Annotated in this window: 18 protein-coding genes; 17 read left to right on the forward strand and 1 reads right to left on the reverse strand. The window is 37.0% G+C overall.

Translation table 11 applies throughout. The features are described 5' to 3' along the window. Positions 1-44 precede the first annotated feature (44 nt). A complete protein-coding gene (locus ACQ334_RS10240) occupies positions 45-521 on the reverse strand; it encodes an SRPBCC family protein (protein ID WP_430988107.1) in 477 nt (158 codons plus the stop codon). Between the two features lie 261 nt (positions 522-782). On the opposite strand from ACQ334_RS10240, the gene ACQ334_RS10245 reads away from it, so the two are divergent. The 17 genes from ACQ334_RS10245 to metH all read left to right on the forward strand — a co-directional run bounded on the left by ACQ334_RS10245 (position 783) and on the right by metH (position 19,856). Then, positions 783-3,929 (forward strand): ATP-dependent helicase, encoded by a 3,147-nt coding sequence (locus ACQ334_RS10245; RefSeq protein WP_430988108.1) that lies wholly within the window; start codon positions 783-785, stop codon positions 3,927-3,929. 41 nt (positions 3,930-3,970) lie between these two features. Then, complete coding sequence (locus ACQ334_RS10250; RefSeq protein WP_430988109.1) at positions 3,971-4,213, forward strand: hypothetical protein; 243 nt, start codon at positions 3,971-3,973, stop codon at positions 4,211-4,213. After that, positions 4,200-4,499 carry a type II toxin-antitoxin system RelE/ParE family toxin gene (locus ACQ334_RS10255; RefSeq protein WP_430988110.1) on the forward strand — a complete coding sequence of 100 codons (300 nt, stop codon included), beginning with the start codon at positions 4,200-4,202 and terminating at the stop codon, positions 4,497-4,499. The genes ACQ334_RS10250 and ACQ334_RS10255 overlap by 14 nt, the downstream gene beginning before the upstream one ends. Positions 4,500-4,568: 69 nt before the next feature. Next, positions 4,569-5,969, forward strand: coding sequence for an Ig-like domain-containing protein (locus ACQ334_RS10260; RefSeq protein WP_430988111.1), 1,401 nt, complete (start codon positions 4,569-4,571; stop codon positions 5,967-5,969). Positions 5,970-6,093: 124 nt separating this feature from the next. Then, complete coding sequence (gene recR, locus ACQ334_RS10265) at positions 6,094-6,717, forward strand: recombination mediator RecR (RefSeq protein WP_430988112.1); 624 nt, start codon at positions 6,094-6,096, stop codon at positions 6,715-6,717. Between the two features lie 98 nt (positions 6,718-6,815). Then, positions 6,816-7,271 (forward strand): OB-fold protein, encoded by a 456-nt coding sequence (locus ACQ334_RS10270; protein ID WP_430988113.1) that lies wholly within the window; start codon positions 6,816-6,818, stop codon positions 7,269-7,271. Between the two features lie 12 nt (positions 7,272-7,283). Then, entirely contained in the window at positions 7,284-7,976 is a 693-nt protein-coding gene (locus ACQ334_RS10275) for a c-type cytochrome domain-containing protein (protein WP_430988114.1), read from the forward strand. 14 nt (positions 7,977-7,990) lie between these two features. Continuing rightward, on the forward strand, positions 7,991-8,389 hold the full coding sequence (locus ACQ334_RS10280) for a hypothetical protein (RefSeq protein ID WP_430988115.1): 399 nt from the start codon (positions 7,991-7,993) through the stop codon (positions 8,387-8,389). 26 nt (positions 8,390-8,415) lie between these two features. After that, positions 8,416-8,967, forward strand: a complete 552-nt coding sequence (locus ACQ334_RS10285) for a YceI family protein (RefSeq protein ID WP_430988116.1) — start codon at positions 8,416-8,418, stop codon at positions 8,965-8,967. Between the two features lie 21 nt (positions 8,968-8,988). Continuing rightward, positions 8,989-9,888, forward strand: a complete 900-nt coding sequence (locus ACQ334_RS10290; protein WP_430988117.1) for a DUF5777 family beta-barrel protein — start codon at positions 8,989-8,991, stop codon at positions 9,886-9,888. A gap of 59 nt (positions 9,889-9,947) precedes the next feature. Further along, complete coding sequence (locus ACQ334_RS10295; protein ID WP_430988118.1) at positions 9,948-10,493, forward strand: YceI family protein; 546 nt, start codon at positions 9,948-9,950, stop codon at positions 10,491-10,493. A gap of 11 nt (positions 10,494-10,504) precedes the next feature. Further along, entirely contained in the window at positions 10,505-13,414 is a 2,910-nt protein-coding gene (locus ACQ334_RS10300) for a two-component regulator propeller domain-containing protein (RefSeq protein WP_430988119.1), read from the forward strand. Continuing rightward, positions 13,414-14,175: a LytR/AlgR family response regulator transcription factor gene (locus ACQ334_RS10305; RefSeq protein ID WP_430988120.1), complete on the forward strand. Its 762-nt coding sequence runs from the start codon at positions 13,414-13,416 to the stop codon at positions 14,173-14,175. The genes ACQ334_RS10300 and ACQ334_RS10305 overlap by 1 nt, the downstream gene beginning before the upstream one ends. Positions 14,176-14,289: 114 nt before the next feature. Next, the gene (locus ACQ334_RS10310; protein WP_430988121.1) at positions 14,290-14,712 is read left to right on the forward strand and encodes a hypothetical protein; all 423 of its coding nucleotides are present in this window, start codon (positions 14,290-14,292) and stop codon (positions 14,710-14,712) included. Between the two features lie 339 nt (positions 14,713-15,051). Next, the gene (locus ACQ334_RS10315) at positions 15,052-16,050 is read left to right on the forward strand and encodes a homocysteine S-methyltransferase family protein (protein WP_430988122.1); all 999 of its coding nucleotides are present in this window, start codon (positions 15,052-15,054) and stop codon (positions 16,048-16,050) included. Between the two features lie 46 nt (positions 16,051-16,096). Further along, positions 16,097-17,134 carry a PDDEXK nuclease domain-containing protein gene (locus tag ACQ334_RS10320; RefSeq protein WP_430988123.1) on the forward strand — a complete coding sequence of 346 codons (1,038 nt, stop codon included), beginning with the start codon at positions 16,097-16,099 and terminating at the stop codon, positions 17,132-17,134. A 7-nt stretch (positions 17,135-17,141) separates the two neighbouring features. Further along, on the forward strand, positions 17,142-19,856 hold the full coding sequence (gene metH / locus ACQ334_RS10325; RefSeq protein ID WP_430988124.1) for a methionine synthase: 2,715 nt from the start codon (positions 17,142-17,144) through the stop codon (positions 19,854-19,856). The last annotated feature ends 1 nt before the right edge of the window (position 19,857 follow it).

A 19,857-nucleotide genomic window follows, 5' to 3' on the forward strand; every position in this document is an offset into this window, starting at 1 on the left:
ATTGACAGCATTTAAGGGTTAACGGTTGCTTTTTGGCATAAATTTCAGCTATTTGGCATGGATCCAAATCTTTGTTCCACCACTTTATACCTGAAATCAAAAATATGCTGCAACTGTTTCCTTACAAATAGCCCCTGTGCTATGTCGCCCAAAAACCAAAAGGGCAGTTTGTAATGTACAATATCGGTCATTTCCACACCGCCTTCAACAGCTTTAAAGTGATGCTGGTGGTGCCACATACTATACGGACCATAACGCTGTTCGTCTACAAAATATTGTTGGTCTTCCACATGGGTGATCTCAGTCATCCAGTATAATGGGATATTTAAAACGGGGCTCACTTTGTATTCAATAATTTGACCTGCATACATTTTATCGCCATGGTATTTAGAGATGATATTGAAACCGAGATTACCAGGTGTAATTTCTTTTAAATTAGCAGGGCTGCTGAAAAAATCCCAGGCAGTAGCTAAAGAAACAGGGATTTTCTGGACGGTTTTGATAGAATAGACTTTGCTCATTTAGTGGTTTTTTATAAAACAGCAAATCTGCCATTTTGTTTACGAAAGGAAGATAAAATATTTAAAACAGCATTTCACTAACCGATGCCTATATGCCAATATAAATTTGTTCTCCCCCAAAGGCACGAAAACACAAAGACAGAAAGATAACACTTGCTTAATTACTTTGTGTTCTTAGTGGCTTTGTGAGATAAGTCATCCTTTACAATTGAATTATGTTCCTGATTTTTTCGGGATGGCTTTGGTGTTTATCTTTGAGAGATGTCTACTTACAGAAGTATTTTACAGAATAAATTTGAACAGGAGTATCAAAAGCTTAATGCACAACAGCGCAATGCTGTTGATACCATTGAAGGCCCCGTAATGGTTATTGCCGGGCCCGGCACAGGCAAAACACAAATATTGGCCGCACGTATCGGCAAAATTTTATTAGATACTGATGTACTGCCCGAAAATATTTTATGCCTCACGTATACTGATGCAGGTACCATTGCCATGCGTAAAAGACTGGTGCAGTTTATTGGTGCCGATGCCTACAAAGTAAACATCTACACCTTTCATGCTTTTTGTAATGATGTGATACAGGATAATTTATCGTTGTTTGAAAAAACTTCTTTGGATGCAGTGTCAGAATTAGAAAGTATCCAGTTATTTAAAACACTCATCGATTCCTTTCCTAAAAATCATCCTTTAAAAAGATACCGTGGTGATGTGTATTACGAGATCAATAATTTAAAAAGCTTATTCTCTGCCATGAAAAGAGAAGGCTGGACACCTGTATTCATCAACCAAAAAATAGATGAGTACATTGCTGATCTGCCAACAAGAGACGAATACATTGCCAAACGTGCTGTAAAAGATTTTAAAAAAGGCGATGTACGCACTGATAAGATCGCTGAAGAAAAAGAAAAAACAGAAAAGCTGAGAGCGGCAGTAAATGAATTTGATAATTATCAAAACCTGATGCGTAAAAAAAACCGCTACGATTTTGATGATATGATAAACTGGGTGATAAAAGTATTTGAAGAAAATGCCAATGTATTGTCGGGCTACCAGGAAAAATTTCAATACGTTTTAGTGGATGAATACCAGGATACGAGTGGTATACAAAACAGGCTGGTGCAATTACTCATCAGTTACTGGGATAAGCCGAATGTATTTGTAGTGGGAGATGATGACCAGAGCATCTACCGTTTCCAGGGAGCGAATGTTGAAAATATGCTGGGCTTTGCCAATACTTATACCAAAGAATTAATGACGGTAGTATTAACCAACAATTACCGTAGCACACAACCCATTCTTGATATTTCAAAAACACTCATCAATAAAAACGAGGAACGTTTAGTTAAAAAAATTAATGGGCTAAGCAAAGAATTAATTGCTTCCAATATAAAAATAAAAGACCTTACCAACCAGCCGGTAATTAACGAGTATAATTCTGTTAAAGAAGAAATGGCCGGCATCACCAACCAGGTTTTTGAATTGCTGCAACAACAGGTTGAAGCAGGCAAAATTGCAGTGATCTATAAAGAAAATAAATACGGTGAAGAACTGGCTAAGTATTTTCGTTTAAAAGGTATTCCTGTTTACAGCAAACGAAGTACTAATATTTTAGAAAATGCTTTTGTAAGAAAGTTGCTGCAGCTGTTGCGTTACTTAAATGCAGAACATGATATTCCTTATGGCGGTGATGAAATGTTATTTGAAATTTTACATTTCGATTTTTATAGTATCCCCCCGATTGAAATTGCAAAGCTTACAGTAGAAGTCAATAGTAAAAGATATGGCGGCGAGCCTACCTCAATCCGTAAATTATTGTTTGATAAAGCTAATAAGCCTGCAAAAGATTTATTTGATACCGGTATTAACGACCGTTTGAAAAAGATAAGTGCCGTTATTGAACAATTAATTGCAGATGTAAGTAATGTTACCTTACAGGAATTGTTTTCCAATATCATTCAGCATGCCGGCGTGTTACCTTATATCATGCAGAGCAAGGATAAAATCACCTTGATGCAGTTACTAAGTGCACTGTTTGATTTTATTAAAGAAGAATGCAGCCGCAATCCATTATTGGATTTAGAAGGATTAGTATCGATCATTGAATTGATGGAAAAAGAAAACCTGCCTTTACCCATGGTACAGGTGGCAGGTAATGATAAAGGTGTTAACCTGCTTACCGCACACGGCAGTAAAGGTTTGGAATTTGAATATGTTTTCTTTACCGGTGTAAATGCCTCTTCGTGGGAAAAGAAAAGAAAACCCGGTGGCGGTTATAAATTTCCGGATACCATGTTCTCTTCACAACCCGTTTCATCTGATGAAGAAGAATTAAGGCGGCTGGTGTATGTGGCATTAACAAGAGCCGAAAAACATTTGTACATCTCTTACGCCAAATTTAAGAATGACGGTAAAGAAATGGAACCGTCTATGTTTATTGCCGAAATTTTAGAGCAGCATACTATACCAATAGAAAAAATAAGTTTATCTAATGAAACCATCGCCGAATTTGAATTATTGCAATTCAATGCACAGGCTCCCGAAATTGAAAAGGCAGAAGAAGATTTTATAAATACCATTCTTGATAAGTTTGTAATGAATGTAACGGCTTTGAATAATTATTTAAAATGTCCTTTACAATTCTATTATCAGAATCTGATCCGCATTCCCTCCGGCAAAAGCGAAGCCACCGAATTTGGTAGTGCAATACATTATGCATTGGAAAAACTATTCAGAAAGATGCAGGATGGCAAGCAGGATAAATTTCCTGGTAAAGATGAAATGATGGCCGACTTTAACTGGTATATGCATCGCCACAGGGAAAATTTTACCAAAGAAGCTTTTGACAGGCGCATAGAATATGGCGATGAAGTGTTGCGTAATTACTACGATAAATACATCAATACCTGGAATAAAGTGGTGGCGGTAGAGAGAAACATCAGAGGTGTTGTGGTAAACGGTGTGCCACTAAAAGGTAAATTAGATAAACTGGAATTTGATGGTAAAAATGTAAATGTGGTCGATTACAAAAGTGGTGATATTGATAAAGCGATGCCCAAATTAAAAGCTCCGCATGATAAAGACCCCAATGGCGGCGATTACTGGAGGCAGGCTGTCTTTTACAAAATACTGGTAGATAATTACGAACAAAAAGACTGGAAAGTGATCAGTACTGAATTTGATTTTGTAGAGCCGGACAAAAAGAAAGAATACCGAAAAGAAAAAATTATAATTACCTCTGCCGATACCGAAACCGTAAAACAACAAATTACCGAAACCTGGCAAAAAATTCAGGACCGGGATTTTTATACCGGCTGTGGCAAGGAAGATTGCCACTGGTGCAATTTTGTAAAAGATAATCAGCTGGCGGTGGCACTGCACGATATTGAAGAGGAAGACACCATATAGTTAACCACATATTTTGTATATTTGGATATAGAATTTTCAATATGACAGCAATAAGAAAAAAGCTACTTGAAGAAATTAACAATGCTCCTGAAAGTACAATTAAAGAGTTGTACAAATTACATTCATTGGTTAAAGAAGAAAAAAATAATGGGCTCAATTGGTCGGCGCTAACTGATATACAAAAAATTAAAATTGAAACAGGAATTCAGGAATTAAAAGAAGGCAAAGGTATTACTGCAAAAAAAGCTTTAGCTCATCTGACAAAAAAGTATGGCCTCTCCTAAACCTGTAATTATTTCACCAGGAGCTTTAAAAGATCTGGACCAAACTTACGAATGGATACTTTACAAATTTGGTAAACCTACTCTTCAAAATTTTCATATAAAATGGGGCGCCTTTTTAGATCTGATTTCTTTGCAGCCAGCCATTTTCCCATACCTTGATAAACGAAAAGGGTTAAGGAAATACACTTTTTATAAGAGAAACCTAGTGATTTATAAAAATAAAAGAAATCATATTGAAATAGTTGCTGTTTTTAATACCTGGCAAAATCCCAAAAAAGCTAAATAAATTTTAAATATAGATTTTGCATCTCTGCTAACAGTTAAAGAGATTAAGTTTGCACCTCAATACCAATTAATGAAAGTATCACACTTTTTAAATCTGCTGCTTATAATCACCCTGGGTAGTCTTGCTATAGCCGGTAACAGCGGCTGTGGACAGATCGGAGCTATCTCCGGGGGACTGAAAGATACATTGCCGCCGGCACTGTTAACTGCCAGTCCTAAATTACTGAGCACTAATATTACCGATAATAAAATAACCCTCACGTTTGATGAATATGTTGATGAGCTGCAGGAGGTACAAACGAATGTTTTGGTTTCACCTTATCCAAAAAACTTCCCTGAATTTAAGAGCAAACTAAAAACCATTTCTGTAAAACTAAAAGACACTTTACAGCCTAACACTACCTATGCTATTAATTTTGGTAATGCTATAAGAGATGTAAACGAAGGCAATGTGCTGAAAAATTTTACCTATGTTTTTTCTACCGGCAATACCATTGATTCTTTAAGCTTAACCGGAAAAGTACAGCTGGCAGAAACGGGTAAAGCAGATAGTACCATGATAGTAATGTTGTACCGCAACGCTAACGATTCATCTGTACAGCAAATAAAGCCTGCATACATTGCTTTTTTAAAAGCAGATGGCAGTTTTACTTTTACTAATCTTCCTCCCGGCAAATTTAATATCTATGCCTTAAAAGATGGTGATGGAGGCAAAACCTACAATTCTAAAACAGAAGAGTTTGCATTTGCCGATGCCCCCATTACAGTTACGGAAAATAATAAACCTGTTGCACTGTTTGCTTATGCAGAAGAAAAGGCTAACAAAACCCCTGTAAGTACAAGCACAGTAAAACCTAAGACAGCAGCACAAAAAAAATTAAAGTACACTTTAGGATCAGGCGGACAAAAGCAAGACCTCAGGGGAAATCTTGTACTGGATTTTAATAACCCTATAAAAAAACTCGACACTACAAAGATCACACTTACAGATACCAATTTTGTTGCCGTACCTGGTGTTAGTTATTTAGTAGATAGCAACAAAGTTATCCTTAAAACAAAATGGATAGAAGATGCTGACTACAAAATTGTGATACAGAAAGGTGCGGTTAGGGACAGTACCGACAGTACTCTTGCAAAAACAGATACTATCCGCATTAAAACTATGGGTTCTGCTGATTATGGTAATGTAGTGCTGCGCTTTAAAAATATTATACTCACCCAACATCCTGTACTACAGTTTGTACAGGATGATGTGGTAAAAGAATCATTTTCCATAACTGGTAATGAATGGAGCAACAAATTATTTCCGCCGGGTGAATACGAAATAAGGATTTTATACGATGACAACAACAATGGGAAATGGGACCCCGGCAGCTACATTAAAAAATTACAGCCCGAAAAAGTAATTGCCCTGCCTAAGAAATTTGCTGTTAAGGCAAACTGGGATAATGAAAGCGACATCAATTTGTAATGGATAATTGGTTAATTAATAATGGATAATTTTTTCACTTTGAGGTTGCTGCATTTTTAACAAGCTATTTCTTTTTAAAACATTATCAATTATACATTATTCCATTATCCATTAACTTTACACCATGATTTTTTCTTCTTCTCTTTTAGAAAATGCGGTGAACGAATTTGCCAAATTGCCTGGCATTGGCAAAAAAACTGCCCTGCGTTTGGTGCTGCATCTTATTAAACAAGATGTGAATGATGTTATTGGTTTCAGCAATGCTATTGCCACATTAAGGGAAGAGATCAGATTCTGCCGCCGTTGCCATAATATTTCTGATAAGGAACTTTGCAATATCTGCAGCAATACCATGCGTAAACAGGAGATGATCTGCGTGGTGGAAACTATCCGTGATGTAATTGCTATTGAAAGCACCCAGCAATTCAATGGGATATACCATGTTTTAGGAGGCATCATCTCTCCTCTTGATGGAGTTGGGCCCGAGCAATTACAAATTGACTCTCTTATCAGCCGTATCAGTAAAGAAAATATCAGTGAAATTATTTTTGCCCTCAATCCCAATATACAGGGCGATACCACCATTTATTACATCGGCAAAAAACTTAAATCCTTCCCCGTAAAAATCACCACTATTGCCCGTGGTATTGCTTTTGGCGGCGAGCTGGAATATGCCGATGAAATGACGCTTGCCAAGAGTATCAGCAACCGCATTCCGGTTGAAAATTACATTACTGCAAGCAACTAAGCCTTTATTATTCCCGTTCAGTAGCTATAAATTCCTGTTCAGCAACAAATGTATCGTGATGCAGGTTTATGGCTTTATTTTCACTTTAAGAACTACTTATGGCACGCAAAACAAAAAAAATAATCCTGCTTTCTATTGCAGGTATCGTACTTATTGGCGCTGTTATCGGCTACAAAATGTACAATAAAAAGCATTTCAGCGTGGAGTCTGCATCACCTGCAGCAGAAATATCAGCCATCGATTTACACAAAGCATTTTCAACAGATACTACAATTGCCAAAAACAAATTTATCGGAGACGAAGCTAATCAGAAAGTGATACAGGTAAGTGGTGAAGTAAGCGATATCAATAAAGACCAGCTGCAACATGTTGTAATAAAGTTAAAAACTGCAACCGATGGGGCCTTTATAAATTGCGAAATGGAAGGAAAGGCAGACGGCATCATTGTTGGTAATAAAATTGTACTTAAAGGTATTTGCAGCGGCTATTTATTTGAGGCAGACCTGGGCATACCCGGTGATGTTATTTTAACAAGGTGTATCATTGCTAAATAACGCATTTAATTTATGAAAAAAACAATTGCCTTCCTTTTGCTGATCAGTACAGTTGTAGTACTTATCAATTCCTGCAAGCATGAAGTGCCCATCCTTACAGTTGATACCACTCCGCAAACAGGGCCTGTTGCCAACAACGGCGTTTGTTTTGAGAGTGAAATTTTACCACTGTTCCAAAGCAACTGTGCTAAATCGGGTTGCCATGATGCTGCAACACATTCCGAAGATCTGATCTTAGACAGCTATGCTAATATCATGCGAAAAGATATTGTACCGGGCAGGGCTGATAACAGTAAAATTTACAGGGTACTGTTTGAAACCGGAAAAGATAAAATGCCGCCGGCTCCCAATGCCGATTTAACTGCTGCACAAAAAGCATTGATTGGTAAATGGATCAATGAAGGGGCAAAAAATACAGTGAACTGTAACGTTACCTGCGATACCACACAGTTTAAATATGGCGCTACCATCAGTGTTATCATGAGTACATTTTGTACCGGTTGCCATAGCGGTACGGCACCTTCGGGCAATATTGACCTTACCACTTATGCAAAAGTAAAAATACAGGTTGATAACGGCAGGCTGGTAGGTGCTGTTACACAAGCTGCAGGTTATGCCGCAATGCCAAAAGATGCCAATAAATTAAAAGATTGCCAGATCACCCAGGTAAAAAAATGGGTTGCTGCCGGGGCACCTAATAACTAAAACAGTAGTAAGCAATGACACCTCAACCAATTAATAAACCAAAAAATATTGTTGCACTGCTTGCTGCCGGTTTGTTTATTGTAATCCTATCCACCACTGGTTGTTATTACGATAAAGAAGAAATATTGTATCCGCAAACAGTTTGTGATACAGCTAATGTTACTTACAGCAGTTCTGTATTACCGATATTGATTTCCAACTGTACTGTTTGCCATGGAGGCAATACACCATCTGCCGGTATTAAACTGGATACTTATGCAGATGTAAAGATACAGGTGACCAACGGCAGGTTATGGGGCGCAGTATCACAGGCGACAAGTTATTCGCCTATGCCAAAGAATGCGGCTAAAATGAGTACCTGTAATTTAACCAAAATAAAAAAATGGATCGATGCCGGTGCACCGAATAATTAATACATAACACCAATAAAATTCTAGTCATGAAACGTTTCTTTTTTATTGTTACCCTATTGATACTATCTTCTGTTGCCGCCAATGCTCAAAGAGTATATACAAAAAATGGCCTCATCTCTTTTTTCTCTTCTACCAAAATGGAAGACATAAAAGCAGATAATAACCAGGTGTTGTGTGTATTAAATACCCAAACCGGCGAACTGCAATTTTCTGTGCTCAATAAAGGTTTTCATTTTCCCAAAGCGTTGATGGAAGAACATTTTAATGAGAACTATATTGAAAGCAATAAATTCCCAAAATCAACCTTCAAAGGCACCGTGGCCGATATCAGCAAAGTAAATTTTACACAGGATGGCACTTATCCTGTATCAGTAAAAGGCGACCTGGTGATACATGGTGTAACCAAAAGCATTACTGCCCCGGGCAGTATTGTTATTAAAGATGGTAAAGTAGCTACTTCATCAAAATTTATAATAAAGCTGGCTGATTATAATATTTCCATACCGGGTGCTGTTAAAAGTAATATTTCAGAAAGCATCGAAATAACAGTAAAGTGTAACCTCGATCAAAAAATGTAATTCAGCCCCTAATAAACCAACATGACGCTTTTTAAAAAAATATTGTTTGCCGGTATAATTTTTTCAGCATCGCATTTTGTAGCTGCTGCACAGGATACAACTGATATCATGAAAATGCTGGAGAACGATATTGAAAAAACAACCGACTACACCACGGCCACTTTTAAAACCACCCGTTTAATTAATGGCCATACGGTTGAGAATGCAGGTAAAGGTGTGATGGATGTAAAAATTTCTCATCGCTTTGGAAAAGTAAATGGCGGCGGCTACGAATTATTTGGATTGGATAATGCTACTATGCGGCTGGGATTTGATTTTGGTATCACCAATTATTTAATGGTAGGTATTGGCCGCAGTACTTTTGAAAAAACCTACGATGCCTTTTTTAAAGTAAAGTTGTTGCGGCAATCCAAAGGCAAACGTGTAATGCCTGTCACCTTAAGTTATGTACCTACCATTGCATTAAAAACATTAAAGTTTGAAGACCCTGCACGAAAAAATTATTTTACCTCCCGTTTATTTTATACGCACCAGCTCATCATTGGCAGAAAATTTTCTGAAGGCACTTCTCTACAGTTGATGCCTACCTATACGCATCAAAACCTGGTGCAATTAGCTGCAGACCCTAACGATCTTATTGCAATAGGTATTGGAGGAAGGCAAAAATTAAGTAAGCGTATCAGCCTGAATTTTGAATACTATTACCAGTTGCCCGATTATAAATTACAAAACACCACCAATTCGCTTTCTGTTGGTTTTGACATAGAAACAGGAGGTCATGTGTTTCAATTACATTTTACCAACTCACAGGGCATGAGTGAGAGATCTTTTATAACTGAAACAAAAGGCCATTGGGAAAAAGGAGATGTACTTTTCGGATTCAATATTTCAAGGGTGTTTACTATTGGCAAACACCACTAGTTTAAAATTTGTATTTTAGGTAAAGATGAAGAGGGCAAAGTATTGCGTAAATTTACACCATGTTAAAAAGGCTTGCCATATTGCTCCCCTTATTCCTGTTGCTGGCATTTTCGCCACAGCAGGATTTTAAAGTAAGTACAGGCAGTATTGCTTTCAGGTCTGATGCGTCACTGGAATTAATAAAAGCGCAGAGTAATGAATTAAAAGGTTTGTTCCTGGCAGATAAAAAACAATTTGCCTTTATTGTAAATATTAAATCCTTTAAAGGTTTTAACAGCCCTTTGCAGCAGGAACATTTTAATGAAAATTATTTGGAAACCAATAAATACCCGACTGCTTCTTTTGAAGGAAAAATTATTGAAGATGTTGATGTTTCCAAAGATGGAGTATATGCTGTAAGGGCAAAAGGAAATTTATCTATTCATGGTGTGGTGCAGGAACGGATCATTAAAAGTGAGCTCACTGTGAAAGATGGCAATATCAGTATCAAATCAAATTTTACTGTTTTACTGGCCGATCATAATATCCCCATTCCAAAAGTAGTACACGAAAAATTAGCTTCGGAAATAAAAGTAGATATCAAAGCAGACCTGATTAAAAAATAACTATCTCATTAATGTTACTGCTGAAACGAATTACAGCGCTTATTATACTTACTGCACTTTTACAAAAAAGCTCTGCACAACAATTTTTGGGCTATAAATCTTTTAAGCTTACAGAAGATAACCGCAGTTTTAAAATCAATATCCTTTACAAAAATGATGAAGGATATATTTATGCCGGCACTACTAACGGTCTCTATACTTTTGATGGTAAGAATTTCACGGCTATTAATTTTTTAAATGCCGCAATAAAAGATACCGTTACTGCTATCTTCCAGGATAATACCCGGCAATTATGGGTTGGCTTTAAAAATGGTAAGATCGCAAAAAAAATAAAAGGCATTTTACAATATTTTGAACCAGAAGAAGGAACACCCAAAGTAGCCATCACTGCTTTTTTACAGGATAAAAAAAACAATATCTGGTTTGCCACCAATGGTGAAGGCATTTATTATTTTACCAATAAGCATTTGTATTTAATTAATGAAGAAGAAGGCTTAAGCGATAAATATGTACATGCTTTAGCGCTTGCAAATAATGGCGATGTGTTAGCTGCTACCGACCAGGGTATTAATATCTGTAGAATTGAAGGTTCAAAAAAAATGATAGAAGTAATCGGCCCAAAAAATGGTTTGCCTGATTATTATATTACAGCCATTGTGCCGGCAGGCAATAACAGCTTCTGGATAGGCACACAAGAAAAAGGATTTTGTTTATATAATCATACTAACAAACAAATTACTATCCCTCCTTCAGTTAATACCCGGAATTACGGCCAGGTAAATGCATTACTTTCTGTAGAAAACAGTTTATGGATTGCCACACAGGAAAATAGTGTACTAAAATTATCTTATACCAATCAGTTGATAACACCTGCCTTTACAAAAGAAGAAAGTAAGGGTAATATCAATAACTTATTACAGGATAATGAAGGTAATATCTGGATGACCGGCAATGAAGAACTGATTTGTACTGCCGGCAATAAACTGCACCTGCTACCCTTATACAATAAAGCAACTTATGAAACCATTCATACTATCTTGTCTGATTATGAGAATAATATCTGGGTAGGCACAGATGGCGGACTGATAAAATACAATCTTAAAAACAATCCCACAGAAAATAAATTTTTCCGCATTAAAGAACTCACCAGTAAAACTGATATTACCGGTTTATACCAGGACCCGTATCATAATATCTGGGTAAGTACCATGGGTGAAGGAATTTTTGTTGCAGATCCTGCCACAGGGCAATACCGTAACATCACAGAAAATGCTCTCCTGAAAAAGGCAAGTATTCTTTCCATTACAGGTAGTGGTAATACTGTTTGTGCAGGAGGCTTAGAAGGCGTGGCCACCATCTTTGAGCTTTCAGATCTTAATAAAGATATTCATACCAATTACCAGTTCACTAACTATAATAATATTCCCAATGTAGGTAACAACTATATTCATTCGGTATATAAAGATAAAAGCGGGCGGCTATGGTTTGGTACTGATGGAAAAGGTATCACTGTTTTACAAAACGGCAATTTTACGCATTATGATAAAACCAGTGGGTTAAAGGATGATCATGTATTTTCTTTTACAGAAGATACTAAAGGCAGGATATGGTTTAACACAAAAGATGCCGGCGTGTATTGTTTTCACGGAGCAAAATTTAAAAATTATTCTACTGCACAAGGTATAAGTGATTTAAAGATCACTTCACTTAAAACAGACCGGTTAGGTAATATCATTATTGTAAACGAAAGAGGAATAGATATCTTAAACCCGGAAAACGGATCAGTGTCTTATTTAAATAATGCACAGGGTATCGGGGCAATCAATACTGCCATAGAAAGTGTGACGACAGATCTGCAAGGCAATGTAATGTTATCTACTGAAGACGGTATTGTATCTTATTCGCCGGTGATAAATACAATACAACAACCCAAAACTATCATTAATAGTGTGCAATTATTTTTACAAGCGATTGACAAAGATGCTACGCATGAATTTAAATATGATGAGAACGGTTTTACTTTTAATTATACCGGTTTATACTATACCAATCCTGCCGAAGTACACTATCAATATAAGTTAGATGGCTGGGACACTTCCTGGGTGGCCACTAAAGATCAAAGTATTCCCTTCCCTAACCTCAGGCCTGGCAAATATACTTTTCATGTACGCTCTTCGCTCAATGAAAATTTTGATAATACAAGTGAAGCAACTTATAGTTTTGTTATCACCAGCCCTTTCTGGAAACGATGGTGGTTCATTATACTTTGTATTGCAACAGGTGCTTCACTGCTGTTCTGGTATGTAAAATGGCGAGAGAAAAGCATTACCAAAATGCAACAGCTGCAACAGGAAAAAATTGAATTTCAGTTCCAGGTATTACGCAACCAGGTAAATCCGCATTTTTTATTCAACAGTTTTAATACATTGATCTCTGCTATTGAAGAAAATCCAAAAACAGCCGTGGATTATGTAGAACAGCTGTCAGAATTTTTTCGCAATATTGTAAACTACCGTGATAAAGATGTGATCAGTTTAACGGAAGAAACACACATCTTAAGAACTTATTTTTACCTGCAGCAAAAAAGATACGGTGATAATTTACAACTCCATATCAACATTGATAAAGAAGCGAAAAAACATATCTTCATTCCGCCACTTACTTTACAATTGCTTATAGAAAATGCCATAAAACACAATGCCGTTTCAAAAGAAACCATTTTGATAATTGAATTATTTTTGCAGGATGAATACCTGGTGGTACACAATAATATCAATCCCAAAATTTCGGCACAGGCCGGAACTGGAATGGGTTTGCAAAACATTATTAACCGGTACAACATTTTAAGTAAAGAGCCCGTTGTAGTTAATAACGATAAAAAATATTTCACTGTTTCATTACCCGCTTTAAAACAAAACTGATGAAAATTTTATTGATAGAAGATGAAGAACCTGCAGCAAAACGCCTGCAAAAAATGCTGGCAGAACTGGAGCCTGGTGCTGTAGTGGAAGATAATATTGTAAGCATTTCTTCTGCTGTAAAATGGTTTGCAGGAAATGAGCTGCCCGATCTTATCATCTCCGATATTCAATTATCCGATGGCTTAAGTTTTGAAATATTTAAGGCGGTAGAAATATCATGCCCGGTTATTTTTACTACAGCCTACGATCAATATGCCATTGAAGCATTCAAAGTAAACAGCATTGATTATCTTTTAAAGCCCATTAAAAAAGAAGAACTGGCAAATGCTATTGCCAAGTATAAAAAAACAAAAATTGTTCCACCTTCAATAGATATTAACCAGTTATTAAAAAGTTTTGCTAACCCTGCTTCTGCTTATAAGCAACGTTTTGTAGTTCGCTATGGCGAACATATTAAAACCATTACTATTGAAGAAGTGGCATTTTTTTATACTGAAGACAAAGTGAATTTTTTAACCACCAAAGAAAACCGCCGTTTTACAATAGATTTTAATTTAGATGCACTGGAATCAATGCTGGATCCCAAAACATTCTTCCGTATTAATCGTCAATACATCATCAGTATAAATTCTATTGCCGAAATGTTTGCGTATTCCAAAAGCAGGGTGCTGGTAAAATTAAATCCACCTGCAAAACACGAAACCATTGTGAGTACTGAGCGTTCTGCCGATTTTAAACTATGGCTGGGCGATGAAAAATAATATTATTCCCCGTTCAGCATACTAAAATACCTGTTCGGTAATGTTTAGTTTTATACGCCAACGGGTTGCTGCATTTTTACGGTATCAATTATTTAACCGCAAAAATTTACAGCTATGCTACTATCCGCAAAAACAAAAGGCTTTAATCTTATACTGGCATTGTTGCTGGTAACTTTTTTCACCACATTGCAATCTTCCTCCTGCTCAAAAAACGACGATGTGGCAACAGTTAGTACCGCTGTTCCGGGTACCTGGCGTGTAAGTTTGTATTGGGATAAAAAAGATGAGACCAGTAAATTCAGTGGTTATACTTTTTCTTTTACTTCCGGCGGCCTTGCCACCGCTACTAATGGCGGCACTACCATCAAGGGTACCTGGAGCCAGAGCAGCAGCAAATTTACCATTAGTTTTGGTGCCAATGCAACCTTAGGCAACCTTAACAAAAGCTGGCTGATTGAACAAAAAACAGCTACTGCCATCAACCTGAAAGACGACAATCCTTCCAGTGATGAGAAAGTGCAGTTCGTTATAAATTAATTCCCGTTCCGCTTAATATCCAGGTCCTTCTTATTGGTTTTAAATTATTACTACATATCTATTGAAAGGCTAAGTACTTATTAAATATATCCCAGGCATGAGTTCCAAAGAAAAGCCGTAACATTTTTGTGTTACGGCTTTTGTATTGTATCTTTGCACTGTAAAACAGGCAGATTTGTTTATTGTTCAGCCTTCAACAGAACTAATAAACGTCCACAAAACTCCACTAGTTTTCCAGCGTTTATAAGTTTTTATCTGAAGAAATGTATACCAATGTTAATCATTGTGTATTCAACTTATACAGCATCCCAGTATCTGCTGCCTTAAATTCATAACATTATGAGCTCAATTAAAAAAGCATTACAGGAAAAAATATTAATTATTGATGGTGCCATGGGCACCATGATACAACTCCATAAACTGGAGGAAGCCGACTACCGTGGTGAACGTTTTAAAGACTGGCATACCGATGTAAAAGGCAACAACGATTTGTTGAGTATCACTCAACCTGAAATTATTATCGGTATACACAAAAAATATTTAGAAGCCGGAGCTGACATTATTGAAACCAATACTTTCAGCAGTACATCTATTGCACAAGCCGATTATGATATGCAATCGCTGGCGTATGAAATGAATGTGGCATCTGCAAAATGTGCTAAAGAGGCAATTAAACAAAATGGTAAAACAGCATGGGTAGCCGGAGCAATTGGCCCGCTTAATAAAACATTATCCTTATCACCAGACGTAAATAACCCCGGCTACCGTGCTGTTACTTTCGACGAGGTTGCTGCTGCATACACCGAACAGATAAAAGGTTTGGTGGATGGCGGTGTAGATATCTTATTAGTGGAAACAATTTTTGATACATTGAATGCAAAAGCTGCCATCTATGCTATTAAGAATTATTTCAGAAAAAATAATTTACCTGAATTACCCATCATGATCAGCGGTACTATCACCGATGCCAGCGGCAGAACCTTGAGCGGACAAACTTTAGAAGCATTCTACACATCCGTAGCGCATGCCAATCCATTAAGCGTGGGATTGAATTGTGCATTGGGTGCACAGGAAATGAGGCCGCATATTGAAGAACTTTCGCAGATCGCTGCTTGTTATACATCAGCTTACCCTAATGCAGGTTTACCTAATGCATTTGGTGAGTATGATGAGCAACCGCATGAAACAGCACATATCATTGAAGAGTGGGCTGCCAATGGCTGGTTGAATATTGTGGGTGGTTGCTGTGGTACCACGCCGGATCATATCAAGCATATTGCAGATGAAGTAAGAAAATTTAAGCCGAGGGAATTGCCGGTATTGGAAGAAGCATTATAAAATAAATTTCCGAGACAGTGTCTCGGAAATTGCACATGCAGAATTAATGAGTAAAGTAACGACTGCACAGCTTTTTAAAAATATAAAAACCCTTGTAGAACAAAGCAAGCGGGAATTATATGTTATTGCCAACACCACATTAACCGAAACCTATTTTCATATAGGAAGATTAATTGTGGAATATGAACAACAAGGCAACAACAGGGCTGAATATGCAAAAGAAACATTGATTAACTTATCTGCAAAACTTACTGCTGCTCTGGGCAAAGGCTTTTCGGTAGATAATTTAGAGAATATGCGTAAGTTTTATGTAGTGTATAAAGATGACTACTTAAAGCACATCGGTAAAAATCAAAAATCCGAGACAGTGTCTCGGAAATTGAGCTTATCTCCATTTAAGCTTTCCTGGTCGCATTATATTTTTCTTTCTAATATTGAGAATACGATTGAAAGAAAATTTTATACAATAGAAGCAAATACCGAAAATTGGAGTTTCAGAGAACTAAAGAGACAATATGAAAGCGCCTTATTCGAACGCCTTGCTTTAAGCAGGAATAAGGCAAAGGTTAAAGAGCTTAGTAAGAAAGGGCAGGTGATTGAAAAACCTTCTGATGCAGTAAAGGATCCTTACATATTGGAATTTTTAGATCTGCATGAACAGGATTTTTACTCTGAAAGTGATTTAGAAAAAGCCATTATCAATAAGTTAGAACATTTTTTATTGGAATTGGGTAAGGGGTTTTTATTTGTAGATAGGCAAAAAAGAATAAAAATGGATGGCGATGATTATAAAATTGACCTGGTTTTTTATCACAGGATTTTACGGTGCTTTGTATTGATAGACCTAAAAATAGGAACATTACAACATAAAGACCTAGGACAGATGCAGATGTACGTAAATTATTACGACGAAGAGATAAAAGCAGAAGAAGAAAATAAAACTATTGGTATCATTCTTTGTAAAAACAAAAAAGAAAGCACTATAAAATACACCCTGGGAAAAGGCAACAAACAAATATTTGCCAGTAAATACAGAGTATTTTTTCCTGAAAAACAAATTTTAAAATTAATAAGAGAGCAATAAAAACATAATGAGTACAATAATAAAACCTTTTTTACGCCTTAGCGGATTAGAACCATTAGTCGTTCGTCCGGAAACTAATTTTGTGAATGTTGGTGAGCGTACTAATGTAACCGGCAGTAAAAAATTTGCAAGGCTGATCAGGGATGGCCAATATGAAGAAGCTTTATCTGTTGCAAGGCAACAGGTAGAAAGTGGTGCACAGGTAATTGACGTAAACATGGATGATGCCTTGCTGGATGGTGTACAGGCTATGACCACGTTTTTAAATTTGGTGCAGGCAGAACCCGATATTGCCAAGATACCCATCATGATCGATTCTTCTAAATTTGAAATTATAGAAGCCGGATTAAAATGTGTGCAGGGAAAATGTATTGTGAATTCTATTTCGATGAAGGAAGGCGAAGCTAAATTTATTGAACAGGCGCATATTTGTAAAAGCTATGGTGCGGCTGTAATTGTAATGGCCTTTGATGAAGTAGGACAGGCAGATACCAAACAACGTAAAGTAGAAATTTGTCACCGGGCTTATAAAATATTAACTGAACAGGTGGGCTATGCACCCCAGGATATAATTTTTGATCCCAATATTTTTGCTGTGGCAACAGGTATTGAGGAACATAATAATTATGCCGTTGATTTTATTGAAGCAACAAGAGAAATAAAAGCATTGATGCCGCTTACCAAAGTAAGTGGTGGTGTAAGTAATGTGTCTTTTTCTTTTCGTGGTAATGATCATGTGAGAGAAGCTATACACAGCGTATTCTTATACTATGCCATTAAAGCAGGAATGGATATGGGTATTGTAAATGCCGGACAGTTGGTAGTGTACGATGAAATTGAACCCACACTAAGAGAGCTTTGTGAAGATGTTTTACTCAACAGAAATAACGACGATAACGGTGCTACAGAAAAACTGATTGTTTTTGCAGATACCGTTAAAGCCAAAGGAAAAGAAATTGTAAAAGATGAGAAGTGGAGAAATGAACCAGTGGAAAAAAGATTGTCGCACTCTTTAGTAAATGGCATTACCGATTATATTGATGCGGATACAGAAGAAGCCAGGCAAAAATACCCTAAGCCATTAGATGTAATTGAAGGCCCGTTGATGGATGGGATGAACATCGTGGGTGATTTATTTGGAGCAGGAAAAATGTTCTTGCCCCAGGTGGTAAAAAGCGCAAGAGTAATGAAAAAAGCAGTGGCTGTTCTTACTCCGTATATTGAACAGGAAAAAGAAGACAGAAAGCAAGCGCATATTACTGCGGGTACTATCAATGAAGAATCTGCAGGTGCTGCAAAAATTTTATTAGCCACCGTAAAAGGTGATGTACATGATATTGGTAAAAATATTGTAGGTGTGGTATTAGGTTGTAATGGTTATGACATTATTGACCTTGGTGTGATGGTGGCAACAGATAAAATTTTAGAAACAGCAGTAAGAGAAAATGTTGATATCATTGGCCTGAGTGGTTTAATTACTCCTTCTCTTGATGAAATGGTGCATGTGGCACACGAAATGAAACGCCGTGGCATGACGCAACCATTATTAATTGGTGGTGCTACCACAAGCCGTATGCATACTGCTGTAAAAATTGCACCGCAATATGACGAAGGTGTAATTCACGTATTAGATGCCAGCCGCAGCGTAACTGTGGCAGGTAGTTTATTAAGTAAAGAACAAAAGCCTGAATTTTTATCGGGTGTAAAAAAAGAATACGATAAACTGAAAGAAGATTTCGGGAATAAGAAATCTACCAAACAATATTTATCTTTTGCAGATGCTCAAAAAAATGGTGCTGCTATTAACTGGGATACATTCACACCGGTAACGCCAACTTTTACCGGTACAAAAGTTTTTAATAATTACGACCTGGGAGAAATAGCAACCTATATCGATTGGCAGCCCTTCTTTATTGCATGGGAAATGCATGGTAAGTTTCCTGCTATCTTAACCGATAGTGTTATTGGGGTTGCAGCAACCAATCTTTACAACGATGCTCAAAAATTATTGAAACAGATCATCGATGAAAAATGGCTGAACGCAAGAGGTGCTATTGGTTTTTGGCCAGCCAACAAAGTTAGTGCTGATGCTGTTGATGTACTGGCAAACAAAGAAGTAGTACAGTTACAATTCCTGCGCCAGCAAATAAAAAAAGCAGAAGGACAGCCTAATCTTTCCCTGGCAGATTTTATTGCACCTGCAGAAAAAAATTACCAGGATCATATCGGTGCATTTGCTGTAACTATTGAAGGTATTGAGCCGCACATTAAAAAGTTTGAAGCGGCTTTAGACGATTACAATAAAATTATTTTACAGGCTTTAGCCGATCGTTTGGCAGAAGCCTTCGCAGAATTGTTGCATAAAAAAACACGACAGGAGTATTGGGGTTATGCCACTGACGAGCATTTAACCAATGAGCAATTAATTAAAGAAGAATATTTAGGTATTCGTCCGGCACCGGGTTATCCCGCTTGTCCTGATCATACTGAAAAATATAAATTGTTTGATCTCCTGGGCGGCAAAGATGCTACAGGTATTGAACTCACCGAATCATTAGCGATGTATCCGGCATCATCTGTTGCAGGTTGGTATTTTGCTAACCCTGAAAGTAAATATTTTGGCGTAGGTAAGATAGAAACCGATCAACTGAATGATTATGCAGCAAGAAAAGGAATGAGTTTAGATGATGCCACAAGATGGTTGAGGCCGATACTGGAGTAAG

The organism is Ferruginibacter sp. SUN106, assembly GCF_050611765.1.
In the GTDB taxonomy this organism is placed as follows: domain Bacteria; phylum Bacteroidota; class Bacteroidia; order Chitinophagales; family Chitinophagaceae; genus Ferruginibacter.